The sequence below is a fragment of the Janthinobacterium sp. SUN073 genome, assembly GCF_030397665.1.
In the GTDB taxonomy this organism is placed as follows: domain Bacteria; phylum Pseudomonadota; class Gammaproteobacteria; order Burkholderiales; family Burkholderiaceae_D; genus Janthinobacterium.
Genome location: NZ_JAPUBT010000013.1, coordinates 45,881 through 58,534, shown reverse-complemented (window position 1 = coordinate 58,534; position 12,654 = coordinate 45,881). Strand labels below are relative to the sequence as shown.

11 protein-coding genes are annotated in these 12,654 nt (G+C 61.6%); 4 read left to right on the top strand and 7 right to left on the bottom strand.

Annotation, left to right across the window (positions count from 1 at the left end; translation table 11 throughout):
• Window positions 1-12: 12 nt before the first annotated feature.
• Window positions 13-2,154, bottom strand: a complete 2,142-nt coding sequence (locus O0882_RS25495; RefSeq protein ID WP_289952513.1) for a M3 family metallopeptidase — start codon at window positions 2,152-2,154, stop codon at window positions 13-15.
• 238 nt (window positions 2,155-2,392) lie between these two features.
• Entirely contained in the window at window positions 2,393-4,522 is a 2,130-nt protein-coding gene (locus O0882_RS25490; protein ID WP_289952512.1) for a M3 family metallopeptidase, read from the bottom strand.
• Window positions 4,523-4,651: 129 nt separating this feature from the next.
• Between O0882_RS25490 and O0882_RS25485 the strand changes: the two genes are divergently transcribed.
• Window positions 4,652-5,149 (top strand): DUF6404 family protein, encoded by a 498-nt coding sequence (locus O0882_RS25485; protein WP_289952511.1) that lies wholly within the window; start codon window positions 4,652-4,654, stop codon window positions 5,147-5,149.
• Window positions 5,150-5,166: 17 nt separating this feature from the next.
• Here O0882_RS25485 and O0882_RS25480 read toward each other — a convergent pair whose 3' ends face one another.
• Window positions 5,167-5,385 (bottom strand): SlyX family protein, encoded by a 219-nt coding sequence (locus O0882_RS25480; RefSeq protein WP_289952509.1) that lies wholly within the window; start codon window positions 5,383-5,385, stop codon window positions 5,167-5,169.
• A gap of 161 nt (window positions 5,386-5,546) precedes the next feature.
• On the opposite strand from O0882_RS25480, the gene O0882_RS25475 reads away from it, so the two are divergent.
• Window positions 5,547-5,924, top strand: coding sequence for a type II toxin-antitoxin system RelE/ParE family toxin (locus O0882_RS25475; RefSeq protein ID WP_289952507.1), 378 nt, complete (start codon window positions 5,547-5,549; stop codon window positions 5,922-5,924).
• Window positions 5,921-6,277: an addiction module antidote protein gene (locus O0882_RS25470; protein ID WP_289952505.1), complete on the top strand. Its 357-nt coding sequence runs from the start codon at window positions 5,921-5,923 to the stop codon at window positions 6,275-6,277. Before O0882_RS25475 ends, O0882_RS25470 begins: the two co-directional genes overlap by 4 nt.
• An 11-nt stretch (window positions 6,278-6,288) precedes the next feature.
• Here O0882_RS25470 and O0882_RS25465 read toward each other — a convergent pair whose 3' ends face one another.
• Window positions 6,289-8,349 (bottom strand): UvrD-helicase domain-containing protein, encoded by a 2,061-nt coding sequence (locus O0882_RS25465; protein ID WP_289952504.1) that lies wholly within the window; start codon window positions 8,347-8,349, stop codon window positions 6,289-6,291.
• A 209-nt stretch (window positions 8,350-8,558) separates the two neighbouring features.
• Here O0882_RS25465 and O0882_RS25460 point away from each other — a divergent pair, with 209 nt between their 5' ends.
• Window positions 8,559-9,044, top strand: coding sequence for an SRPBCC family protein (locus O0882_RS25460; protein WP_289952502.1), 486 nt, complete (start codon window positions 8,559-8,561; stop codon window positions 9,042-9,044).
• Window positions 9,045-9,047: 3 nt separating this feature from the next.
• Here the strand turns inward: O0882_RS25460 and O0882_RS25455 are convergent, their stop codons facing one another.
• The 3 genes from O0882_RS25455 to O0882_RS25445 all read right to left on the bottom strand — a co-directional run bounded on the left by O0882_RS25455 (window position 9,048) and on the right by O0882_RS25445 (window position 12,547).
• Window positions 9,048-9,620, bottom strand: a complete 573-nt coding sequence (locus O0882_RS25455) for an FxDxF family PEP-CTERM protein (protein ID WP_289952500.1) — start codon at window positions 9,618-9,620, stop codon at window positions 9,048-9,050.
• A gap of 193 nt (window positions 9,621-9,813) precedes the next feature.
• On the bottom strand, window positions 9,814-10,935 hold the full coding sequence (locus O0882_RS25450; protein ID WP_289952499.1) for an HD domain-containing phosphohydrolase: 1,122 nt from the start codon (window positions 10,933-10,935) through the stop codon (window positions 9,814-9,816).
• A gap of 163 nt (window positions 10,936-11,098) precedes the next feature.
• Window positions 11,099-12,547, bottom strand: a complete 1,449-nt coding sequence (locus tag O0882_RS25445; protein ID WP_289952498.1) for a dihydrolipoyl dehydrogenase — start codon at window positions 12,545-12,547, stop codon at window positions 11,099-11,101.
• Between the last annotated feature and the right edge of the window lie 107 nt (window positions 12,548-12,654).

The window sequence follows — 12,654 nt, the reverse complement described above, 5'->3', positions numbered from 1 at the left end:
GCACGCACTTTTTTACTGCGCGTTCAAGCCGCGGCGTTCCAGCAGCGGTTCCACGGTGGCGTCGCGGCCACGGAAGTCACGGAACAGTTGCAGCGCATCGACGCTGCCGCCGCGCGACAGCAATTTGCTGCGGAACCAGTCGCCATTCTTGCGCGTCAGGCCGCCGTTTTCCTTGAACCAGTTGACCGATTCCGCGTCCAGCTTTTCCGACCACAGGTAGGCATAGTATGCCGCCGAGTAGCCGCCCGAGAAGCTGTGCGAGAAGTAGCTGGTGCGGTAGCGCGGCGGCACGGGCGCGTAGTCGACACCAGCGTCTTTCAACGATGCCGCTTCAAAGGCCAGCACGTCCGTCGGGATCTGGCCCGGCGCCAGCTGGTGCCAGCGCTGGTCCAGCAGGGCCGCCGACAGGTATTCCGTGGTCATGAAGCCCTGGTTGAATTTCTTCGCCGCCGTGACCTTGTCGAGCAGTTCCTGCGGCATGGCCGCGCCGCTCTGGTAGTGCTTGGCGTAGTTTTGCAGCACTTCCGGCCAGACGGCCCACATTTCATTGACTTGCGACGGATATTCGACGAAGTCGCTCGGCACGCTGGTGCCGGCAAAGCGCGGGTATTTCACGTTCGAAAACATGCCGTGCAGCGCATGGCCGAATTCGTGGAACATGGTCGTCACTTCATCGAAGGTCAAGAGCGTCGGCTGGCCGGCCGGTGGCTTCGGAATATTCAACTGGTTGGCGACGACGGGATGCGTGCCCATCAACATTGACTGCGACACGTATTCATTCATCCACGCGCCGCCATGCTTGTTGCCGCGCGCATAGAAGTCGGCGATGAACAGGGCCAGCGGCTTGCCGTTGGCATCGAGCACGTCATACACGCGCACGTCCGGGTTGTACACCGGCAAGTCCTTGCGTTCTTTGAAGCTGATGCCATACAACTTGTTCGCGGCAAAGAAGACACCGTTGTTCAGCACGCTGTTGAGTTCCAGGTACGGTTTCAGTTCGTTTTCATCGAAATTAAAACGCTGCTTGCGCAGCTTGTCCGTGTAGATGGCCCAGTCGGCTGCTGCCACCTGGAAACCGCCCTTCTCGGCATCGACGATTTGCTGCAGGTCGGCCGCTTCGCGGCGCGCATTGGCGACGGCCGGTTTCGCCAGTTCCGACAGCAAGGTGTTGACGGCCGTCGTGGTCTTCGCCGTCTGGTCTTCCAGCGAATACGCGGCGTAATTGGCGTAACCGAGCAAGCTGGCCCGTTCGGCGCGCAATTTGGCCAGCTTCAGCACGATGGCGCGGTTGTCGAACTCGCCGCCCTGGCTGCCCCGGTTCAGCGACGCATCCATCAGGCGCTGACGCGTCTTGCGATCCGTCAATACCGCCAGCGGCGGCTGGCCGCTGGTATTGACCAGGGCAATGACGAACTTGCCGTTCAAGCCGCGTTCCTTGGCGGCTGCGGCGGCCGTATCAATATCGCTGTCCGTCATGCCGGCCAGTTCAAGACGCGTGTCGACGACGATGCTCTTGGCATTCGTTTCCTTCAGCACGTTTTGCGCGAAGGCCGTTTCCAGGCCCGCCTGTTCGGCGTTATAGGCTTTCAGTTTTTCCTTGTCCGCATCGGACAGCTTGGCGCCGGCGCGCACGAAATCCGTGTGATAGCGTTCCAGCAAGCGCAAGGATTCGGCATCGAGGCCCAGCTTGTCGCGCTTGGCGTACAGGGTGTCGATGCGGGTGAACAGTTTCGGATTCAGGGTGATGGCGTCGCCGTGCGCAGCCAGTTTCGGCGACACGTCCACTTCCACCGCTTCCAGCACGGCATTGGTATTGGTCGAGGTCATGTTGCTGAAGATGCTATGCACGCGGTGCAGCAGCTGTCCCGTGCGCTCCAGCGCGACGATGGTGTTCTCGAACGTGGGCGCCTGGCGGTTGCTGGCAATCGCATTGACTTCGGCCAACTGGCGTTTCATGCCTTCGGCAAACGCCGGCGCGTAGTGAGCATCCTTGATCAGGCCGAACTGCGGCATCTGAAATGGCAGCGGGCTGACTTTCAACAGGGGATTCTGGGCGCTGATGGCGGCGGCGGGTGCGGCGGCGGCCAGGGCGGAAGGAGCGGCGTGGGCCAGCATGACGCTGGCGGCGATGACGAGCAGTTGTGGACGGATCATGACATCTTTCAGGAAGCGCGGGAAGAACCGCGATCGCGTCGCGGGCCAGTGGCAGATCATAGCAGCCTGTCACACAGGCGTCATCCAACATGGGCTATCCTGTGGTGCAGCACGCCAACTGCGCGGTTTACCACGGTTTACAACCAACATCGCCAAATAAAAATGGCCGCCAATTGCTTGGCAGCCATTTTTTCATTGATCCGGCCTTGAGGCCGGAATCACCCTGTTACTTGCCGACTTATTTACCGTTCAGGCCACGGCGTTGCAGCAGCGGCTCGATCTTCGCATCGCGGCCGCGGAAGTTGCGGTAGATGTCGAGCGCATCGGCGCTGCCGCCGCGCGACAGCAACTTGGCTCTGAACCAGTCGCCGTTCTTGCGCGTCAAACCGCCGTTTTCCTTGAACCACTCGACCGTGTCGGCATCGAGCTTTTCCGACCACAGGTAGGCGTAATAGCCGGCCGAGTAGCCGCCCGCGAATGCGTGCGAGAAATACGTGGTGCGGTAGCGTGGCGGCGCCGGGGCGAAATCGACACCCGCCTCCGTCAAGGCGGTTTTTTCAAACGCCAGCACGTCGGTGGGGATCTGTGCCGGGGTCAGCTGATGCCAGCGCTGGTCCAGCAGGGCCGATGCCAGGTATTCCGTGGTTTTATAGCCCTGGTTGAAATTGTCGGCCGCCGTCACTTTGGCCAGCAGCTCGGCCGGGATGGCCGCGCCCGTCTGGTAGTGCTTGGCGTAGTTTTGCAGCACTTCCGGCCACAGCGCCCACATTTCATTGACTTGCGACGGGTATTCGACGAAGTCGCGCGGCACGCTGGTGCCGGCAAAGCGTGGGTATTTCACGTTCGAAAACATGCCGTGCAACGCATGGCCGAATTCGTGGAACATGGTGTTGACTTCGTCAAACGTCATCAGGGTCGGCTGGCCCGCTTCCGGCTTCGGAATGTTGAGGTTATTCGCAATCACCGGCTTGCGATTCAGCAAACTCGACTGGCCCACGTAGGCATTCGCCCAGGCACCGCCGCGCTTGTTGCTGCGCGCGTAAGGGTCCAGCGTGAAAATGGCCAGTTGCGTGCCGTCTTCATTGAAGACGTCGTACACCAGCATGTCGGACGTGTAGACGGGCAAGTCGGTGCGCTGCTTGAAAGTGAGGCCATACAACTTGCCAGCGGCAAAGAACACGCCCTTGGTCAACACGCTGTGCATTTCAAAGTACGGTTTTAATTGGGTCTCATCAAAGTTGTAGCGTTCGGCGCGTACCTTGTCGCTATAGAAAGCCCAGTCGGCGGCGCCCACCTTGAAGCCGCCTTTGCCTGCATCGATGACCTTCTGGATATCGTCCGCTTCGCGCCGCGCATTGACGACGGCCGGTTTTGCCAGCTCGCCCAGCAGGGCGTTTACGGCAGTGGTGTCGTGCGCCGTCTGGTCTTCCAGCGAATACGCAGCATAGTTCGGGTAGCCCATCAGCGCGGCACGTTCGGCGCGCAGTTTCGCCAGTTCCAGCACTTCGGCGGTATTGTCAAACTCGCCGCCACGGCTGCCGCGCGCTTGCGAAGCGGCCATGATGCGTTCGCGCACGGCGCGGTTGGTCAGCAGCGACAGCGGCGCCTGGCCCGTCGTGTTGACGAGGGCGATCACGTATTTGCCATCGAGGCCGCGCTTCTTGGCCAGGCCGGCAGCCACTTCGATGGCGGCCGGTGACAGGCCGTCGAGTTCTTCGCGCGTATCGACGACGACAGCCGAGGCGTTCAATTCTTTCAGCACATTTTGCGCGAACTTGGTCGACAGGGCCGCCAGCTGGCCGTTGTAGGCGCGCAGCTTTTGCTTGTCAGCCGCCGACAGCTTGGCGCCCGCGCGTACAAAATCCGTGTGATAGCGTTCCAGCAGGCGTTTCGATTCGGCATCGAGGCCCAGCTTGTCGCGCTTGGCGTACAGGGTGTCGATGCGCTTGAACAACTTGTCGTTGAGCATGACCGCGTCGCTGTGGGCCGCCATTTTCGGCGCCAGTTCGCGTTCCAGGCCCTGGATCGTGTCATTCGTGTTCGAGCCGGACATCACGGAAAACACGGTGCGCACGCGGCTCAGCAGCTGGCCCGAACGTTCCATGGCGACGATGGTGTTGTCGAATGTGGCTGGCTTCTTGTTATTCGCAATCGCGTTGATTTCCGCCAGGTTGGCGGCCATGCCGGCCGCAAAGGCGGGCGCGTAGTCGGCGTCCTGTACCTTGTCGAACGGCGGATAGTTGAATGGCAGGCTGCTCGCTTGCGCAAACGGGTTCGAGGCGGGCAAGGCCGCGGTAGCGGCAAAAGCGACGGCGGCTGGCGCCAGCATCAGGCTGGCGGCGATGACGAGCATTGTTGGACGGGTCATGTCTTCTTTCAAGAAACGCAAGAGAGCCGCGATTGTGTCGCGGGCCAGCCTGAAATAATAACAGCCTGACACACTTGCGTCACCCGCAACTACCGATGGTAGCGATACGCTCATACATGAAAGGTTTTCATGCCCGACTCTCCGGACATGCACGCTGATACGGCAGCTCCCCTGCCCGCAGCAATGAAAAATATCAATACTCAGCTGACCTGTATGGCATATAGTATCCATTCGGCAACAATACACGGAGAATCCATGAGCTTTGAGCACCGCAAGACACGCGCCCTGGAACTGTTGAGCAACACGGGCATGGCCCGCAGCCACTATGCGCCGCCGCTGATACGCCTGTTGTGGAAGGCCGGCGTGCAGGTTCCGCCGCCGCATTTCCTGTCCTTTCTGCGTACCGCGCTCGGTATGGGGCTCTGGTTCGGCATGTTCTGGGGCCTGATCATGTGGTTTTTTTTCTGGTCGCGGCCCGATGCAGCCACCCCGTTATCGCCCCTGGCGGCGCTGGTGGCGGCCTGTGCGGCAGGCAGCCTGTTTGGCATCGCCATGGCCAGCGTCTATGCCCGCGATCGGCGCAAGCACCAGTTGCCGGCATGGACCGCGCTGGACGAGCAGCGGTAACCAGGCAATTCCCTTGATTAATAGTGCGGCGGACGGTCGTTCACCAGTCCGCCATTCGCCTGCTGCGCCCCGTCGCGCACGTGTTCGCCCAGCTTGTGCAGCATCGCTTCCAGCTGGTCGATGCGCTTGCCCTGCTGGTACACCATCTGGTTCAGCGACTCGACCAGGTCTTCCTGCTGCGCCAGCTTGATTTCGATATCGACGAAACGTACTTCCATCTGTTCTGCATTGTCCATGGTGCTCTCGGTGATTCCTGACTGAAAGCGGCATTCTACCGCCGCAGCGGCGTGAGCCAGCACAAACCTCGTCCATTCCCCATCGGTCAGGTGGCCATTTCTGCCTATTCTTCCCCGATGGCTGAATCAAACCGCTTGACGAATGAGAACAAACGATTACAATGGACGTATCCACCTTGCCTGACCTGATCGATACGCGCAAGACGGCCGAATACCGGCGCTGGGAAGATTCCCTGCACGACGTGGCGGCCGCCGCCATCGATGCGCGCATCAAGCATTTGCAGCACGGAAAAAAGGGCGACTGGCGGCCAGTGGGCGAAGGCGTGTGCGAGCTGCGTTTTTTACAGACGGGACCCGGCTGGCGCGTGTATTTTCACGAAACGAATCGGGGCACCCTGATCTTGCTGCTGCTGGGCGGCACCAAGTCCAGCCAGCAACGCGACATCAAGCAGGCGCAAGCGATCCTCAGGGACTTGAAAGCCCGGCAAGCGGCCCTGAAGAAAGCGGCGGCGGCATCCACAGGAGCACGAAAAAAATGAACCAACATAGCGACCATGACACCTTCGACCTCGACGACCTGGAAGCATTAGGCCTGAGCAAATTTGACCCGGCGCAACACCTGACCAGCAAAGCCGCCGTGGCCGCCTACATGAGCGAAATCGTCGCCACCGGCAACGCCGAACTGTTCCAGTCGGCCATGAACGACGTGGTGCGCGCCTATGGCATGGGCAAGGTGGCGGCCAGGGCCGACATCACGCGCGAAGGCGCGTATAAAGCCTTGCGCGAAGGCAGCAAGCCGCGCTTCGAAACCATTTTAAAGATGCTCGATGCGCTGGGCATGCAGCTGACCATCGTGCCCAAAACCACGCCGGACGGCGCCGTGGAAGCCTGAACGTTCTCTAATTAAGCCTTCGACGTGGCCAGCAAGGCCTTCATGCGCGCCAGACGTTCTTTCGGCGAAATGATTTCCGACTCGGTTGGCACGGCGTCGCCCACGTCGAGTTGCATTTCCTTGATGAAACGCGACGGGTCACAATGGACTTGCTCGCCCGCCCGCTTGCGCTTCTTGCACCAGGTGACGTGCAAGGTGCGCTGGGCGCGCGTGATGCCCACATACATCAAACGCCGCTCTTCCTGGATGCGCGCGGCGATGGTTTCGGCCGGCGCGTCAGGGTCGCCCTTGTGCGGCAAAATCCCCTCTTCCACGCCGACCAGAAACACGTGCGGGAACTCCAACCCTTTCGAGGCGTGCAGGGTGGACATGCGCACGGCATCCTGCTCTTCGTCCTTGCCTTCGAGCATGGTCATCAGGGCCACCATCTGCGTCAATTCCAGCACGTTCTTTTCTTCGCCGTCGCGGTCCTTGCCGCCCCGGCCCCGTTCCTTCAGCCAGTTGACGAATTCCAGCACGTTCTGCCACTTGCTTTGCGCTTGCCGTTCCTCGAAGGCGTCGTACAGATACGATTCGTAGTGGATTTCCTTCATCATGTCGTCCAGCACTTCGGCCGCATTGTCGCCGCTGCCGGCCGCGCCGGGACGGCTGGCGCGCGATTCGAGGTCATTGATGAAGTTGCAGAAGTCGCGCAATGGCCCCAGTTGGCGGTCCGTCAGCTTGGCCTCGATGCCGCCTTTAAAGACGGCCTGGAACAGCGAGCACTGCCACTGCCCCGAAAACGCGCCCAGCACTTCCAGAGTCGACTGGCCCACGCCACGGCGCGGCGTCGTCACGGCGCGAATAAAAGCCGGGTCGTCGTCTTCGTTGGCCAGCAGGCGCAGATAGCTGATGATGTCCTTGATCTCGGCCTTGTCGAAGAAGCTCTGGCCACCGGAGATCGTGTACGGAATGCGCTCCTTGCGCAGACACTGCTCGATGATGCGCGCCTGGTGGTTGCCGCGGTACAAAATCGCATAATCGGAAAACTTGTTCTTGCGTTCAAAATGGTCGGCCGAGATCATGATGGCGACTTGCTCCGCCTCCTGCTCGTCCGTCTGCATGCCCAGCACCTTGATCGGCTCGCCCAGGCCATGTTCCGACCACAGCGACTTTTCAAACAGTTTCGGGTTGTTGCCGATGACGGCATTGGCCGCGTTCAGCACGCGCATGGTGGAGCGGTAATTCTGCTCCAGTTTGATGACGCGCAAGTCGGGGAAATCCGTCTCCAGCGTCTTCAGGTTTTCCACCGTGGCGCCGCGCCACGCATAAATGGCCTGGTCATCGTCGCCCACGGCCGTAAACATCGGCTTCTTGCCGATGCCCGTCACCATCAGTTTCACCAGTTCGTACTGGCAGGTGTTCGTATCCTGGTATTCGTCGACCAGCAGATAGCGCAGGCGGCGCTGCCACTTGTCGCGCACGGGGCCGTTGTTGCGGAACAGTTCCACCGGCAGGCGGATCAGATCGTCGAAATCGACGGCCTGGTACGCGGAGAGCGTCGCCACATAGCTGCGGTAGATGCGCGCCGCGTTCGCCTCGTCCTCGTCCTTGGCTTGCGCCAGCGCCATGTCCGGGTCGATCAGGCCGTTTTTCCACAGCGACATGGCGCCCTGGATGCCACGGATCACCTGTTTATCGGTGGTAATGGCCAGGTCTTGCACGAGGGAAAAACAGTCGTCGCTGTCCATGATGGAGAAGCGGTCCTTCAGCCCCACGCCGTTGGCTTCCTGGCGCAGGATTTTCACGCCCAGTGAGTGGAAAGTCGATACCGTCAACTGCTTGGCCTGGCGCGGTTGCTTCAAGAGCTTGGCGATGCGTTCCTGCATTTCCAGCGCCGCCTTGTTGGTGAAGGTCAGCGCGGCGATGGTGCGCGGGTCATAGCCACGGTCTTCGATCAGATGGGCGATCTTTTGCGTGATCACGCGCGTCTTGCCCGAACCGGCGCCCGCCAGCACCAGGCAAGGGCCGTCGAGGTAGGTAACCGCTTCGCTTTGGGGCGCATTCAGACCGAACTGTGGTGCTTTGGACATCAGGGTATTTCCGCAGGGAACAGCAGCCCATTGTAACAGCGTCGCGCACCCCATTTGCACGGCAAGATCTGCGGGAAAGACAGGCAATGGCATTGATATCTCGCCCTGTGCCGCCATCTTGGCCCATGCCATGCGTGCGGCGATGTCAAGCCTGGAGTACCATTCCGCCTATATCGCCCGTGCGCGCCCACTTACCGAATGACAGCCCCATGAAATTTGAACACCTGATTGAAATCAACGATCCGCTCAACCCGCTGATCGACACCCTGACCCTGGAACAAGTCTGGCGCGGCCTGGTCTTGCGCGCCGAGTCGCCCAGGCTGTTCGTGCCGCACCTGGACGAGTGCCAGATCAGCGAGCGCAGCGACGCCGGTTTCGCGCGCAGCCTGCGCTATGGCGAGCTGGTCATCAATGACAAGGTGGTGCTGGTGCCGCAACTGCAGGTGCGCTATGAAGTGGCGGCGCAAAAGGACATCAGCAAGTCCTCGCTGGTGATGACGATCGAGATGCCCGACGAGGCCAGCCTGTGGGTGCGCTTCCAGTACGACGATGGCCACGACGCGGCCACCGATGCGGCCAACGCCCTGTACGACGATTTCCGCCGCTCCGCCTACAAGGAATCCGACATCGATACGGTGCGCGTGATGCGCGAACTGGCGGCCGAGGGCCGCCTCGATGCGGGTCTGTTGAACTGACCGTTACGCCGCTTTTTTCGCTGCCTTGCGCCGCGTCATGAAACCCACCAGGCCCAGGCCGGCCAGCAGCATGGCGTAGGTGCCGGGTTCCGGCACGGCCGACACGTTCACGGCGTTGATGCCCCAGCCTTCGTCACCGAGGCCTTGCGCATTGCCCGAGTAGGAATACGTGATCGAGTTGAGGCCGCTCAACAAGGCAATCGGAATGTAGACGCTGGCTTTGCCGCCGCTGAAAGCGCCGTTCGTCTGGGCATTGACGGTGGCATTGTTGGGGTTCAGGTAAATCACGTTGGCGCCGCCGCCGCCCAGGTCCCAGCTGCCCGTCAGCAGCGTCGTGCCGTTGACGCTCAGCTTGAAGACGTCCGCATAATCATTCGCGCCATCCAGACTGGCATATCCTTGAATCTCGAAACTCAGCAATGCCGCGCCGGCCGAGGCGGTAAAAGTATCGGTAATCTGGCCAGGGCTGGCCAAGGCGCCCAAACCACTGTGGTTGTCGGAAAACACCGTGGCGGCGTGCGCATTGGACAACAGGGCGGCGCCGGACAGGGCCATCAGGCAGATCAGTTTTTTCATCGCTAAGCTCCAGTGTAGATACGGATCATGTGGTCATGGCTGAGATCTGCAACGGGAGTTTGACGACCTCTCGCCGCTATCGGCCAACGCTGTATTTGTAACCATCAGGAAACTAATGGTAATAATCTTTTGCAGTAATTGCAATTAATCAATTATTATTTTTGCAAATACAGTGACATAAATGACACAGCAATCACGCCCTGGCGCTGCTGCCCCACAGCTGGTCGGGACGAAACTGCAGGCCCGCCTGCTCCGCGCTGAGCACTTCGCGGATGGCGTGCAAGTCCACGCGCGTATCGCGCCGCAGCGGCACGTCCAGGCGCGCGCCACGCGGGCCGATCAGCGACTGCACGTGGGGCGTGGTGGCATTCAAGCCCTTGCGCGTGACGACGCCGATTTCTCCATTCAACAGCTTGACGAAGGTGCCGACCGGGTAGATGCCCAGCTCGCGCACCAGCAGGGACGCCAGCGGCGCATCCAGGGTGGCCTTGTCGGCCATCAGCATTTCACGCAGGGCCACGTTCGGCAGCAGAGGCCGGCGATAGCTGCGCCTTGACACGCGCGCGCAATAGCGGTCGGCCAGCATGATCAGGCGCGCGCCGATGCCGATCGCCTCGCCTTGCGTGCCCAGCGGATAGCCGCTGCCATCGATATTTTCATGGTGCTGCAGCACGGCTTGCAGCCAGACGGCGTCCGTGACGCCCGCCGCGCGCAGCAAGTCGACACCGACTTGCGGATGGGCGCGCAAATAGGCGCGTTCCTGCGCATCGAGCGGGCCCGCCTTGTGCTGGAAATCCGCATGCCGTTCCAGCATGCCCACATTCATGCTCAGCGCCGCCAGCACCACGCTGCGTACGATGGCATCGTCGAGTTTCAGGGCGCGCGCCAGCAAGGCCGTGATGACGGCCGTGTCGACGCTGTGGCGCACGGCAAAGTCGCCCGCGCCCTGGTTGTGCAGGATGCAGGCCAGCGCCACGTCGGCGTCCAGTGCCACCGCCTCTTCCACCAACTGCGCCAGCGGCGCCAAGGACGCGTGGCTGCCCGCCTGCCCGGCAGCAATGGCCGGCAAGACGAGGGCCAGGCCCGCCGTGACGAGGTTCAGCATGCGCAGGGCCGAAGGTGCTTCCGTGGCCGTGCGCGGCAGGTCGGCGCTGGTATCGGCGATGACGCCGCGCGCCAGCAGCAATTCGATCTGGTTCTCGCTGCTGATGACATGGCCCAGCCTGGCCAGCAAGCCACCCGTCTCGCCATGCACGTCCCAGGGCAAGGCCACGCCCAGGGCGAGTTCTCCCGCATAAATGCGCCGAATTTTCACATCGTCTCCGTCATCGCTAGCCGCCACCCTTTTTACCATCGGGTGGTCGTGGCCATATACCATTTGAAATGTTTTTTGCTTTTAATCAATATTCCAATGTGGCAACGATGATCGCGCAATCATGTGCGCTTGTCTACAAAATTGTTTAAATATCAAAATTGCATCAGACGCCAGGCGAGCAATCGGCGCAGCCGGGCGCGTGTTCCGGGTCTTTCTCCAGGTGCAGCGCCAGCTCGCGCAAGGCAGTGCGCACGCCTTCCTCGATGACGGGGTGGTAAAACGGCATGTCGAGCATGGCCGGCACCGTCAGCTGGGCCTGGCACGCCCAGGCCAGCAAATGGCTCAAGTGTTCCGCCCGTGGGCCGATCAGTTCTGCGCCGAGAAAACGCTTGCTGCCAAACTCCGCATACACGCGCAGCATGCCCTGGTTTTGCAGCATCACGCGGCTGCGGCCTTGGTTGCCGAACGACACGGCACCCACGGCAAAGCGGCCCGCGTGACTGACGCACAGTTGCTGGTAGGTGGCGCCCAGGGTGGCGATCTGCGGTTCCGTGAAGGCGATCGCCAGCGGCGTGCGGCGCAAGCCAGGTTTGACGTCAGGAAAGCGCGCCGCATTCTCCCCGGCGATGCGGCCCTCGTCAGCCGCTTCGGGCAGCAGCGGCAAGGCGTTGTCGGCATCCCCCGCGATGAAGATGGCGCTCTTGCCGCATTGCATGGTATGCGGGTCATGCAGGGGAATGCCGTGGCGGTCGAGCTCGATTTGCGCCGTCTCCAGGCCGATGTGATCCACGTTCGGACGGCGGCCGATGGCGGCCAGCAGATACTCGAACTGCTCGGTTTTTTCCGCGCCCGCGCCATCGCGGCTGGTGAGCGCGATGCCGCTGCCATCCGATGTTTTTCCCACGTGCGCCACCGTGGTCTGGAAGCGGATGTCGAGTTCGCGCGCCAGCACGGCGCCCGCCTCGCGCAGCACCAGCGGGTCCGTCAGCTGCGCGACCTTATTGCCGCGCGCAAACACCGTCACGCGCACGCCCAGCCGCGCCAGCGCCTGGCCCAGCTCCAGGCCGATGACGCCGCCGCCGACCACGGCGACCGATTGCGGCAAGTCCGTCCATTCGAACACGGCGTCGCTGGTGATGACTCTGTCGCCCGCCGCCCGCCACTCGGGCGGCACGATGGGCGTGGAACCGGTGGCAATCACCACGCTGGCAGCTTCGACGATGGTGTGTTCATCCACCTGCAATGTGCCGGGGGAAATAAAACGCGCATGGCCACGCAGCTTTTCTTCGTCGGGGATGGCGTTGACGCCGTCGAGCACGAAACCGACAAAGCGGTCGCGCTCGCTGCGCACCCTGGCCATCACTTGCTGGCCGTCGATGCGCACGGGGCCCGGATGCACGCCAAAAGCGGGCGCGGCAGCCACCGCATGGGCCGCCTCGGCCGCCGCGATCAAGAGCTTGCTGGGCATGCAGCCCACGCGCGCGCAGGTCGTGCCGTACGGCCCGCTTTCGATCATCAGCACGCGCTTGCCCTGCATGCGCGCCGCCTTGTGCGCCGTCATGCCGGCCGTGCCGCCGCCGATCACGGCCACATCCACTTGTAGTGTTTTCATCGTGCCAGTCATCCTTGTTCCAGTTTGCGCTTAACGGTCGATACTACCCGTTTGCCGAAAATAAGGTTTTACTTTGCTGCAATATATGTATTAGTATAACTAATCAT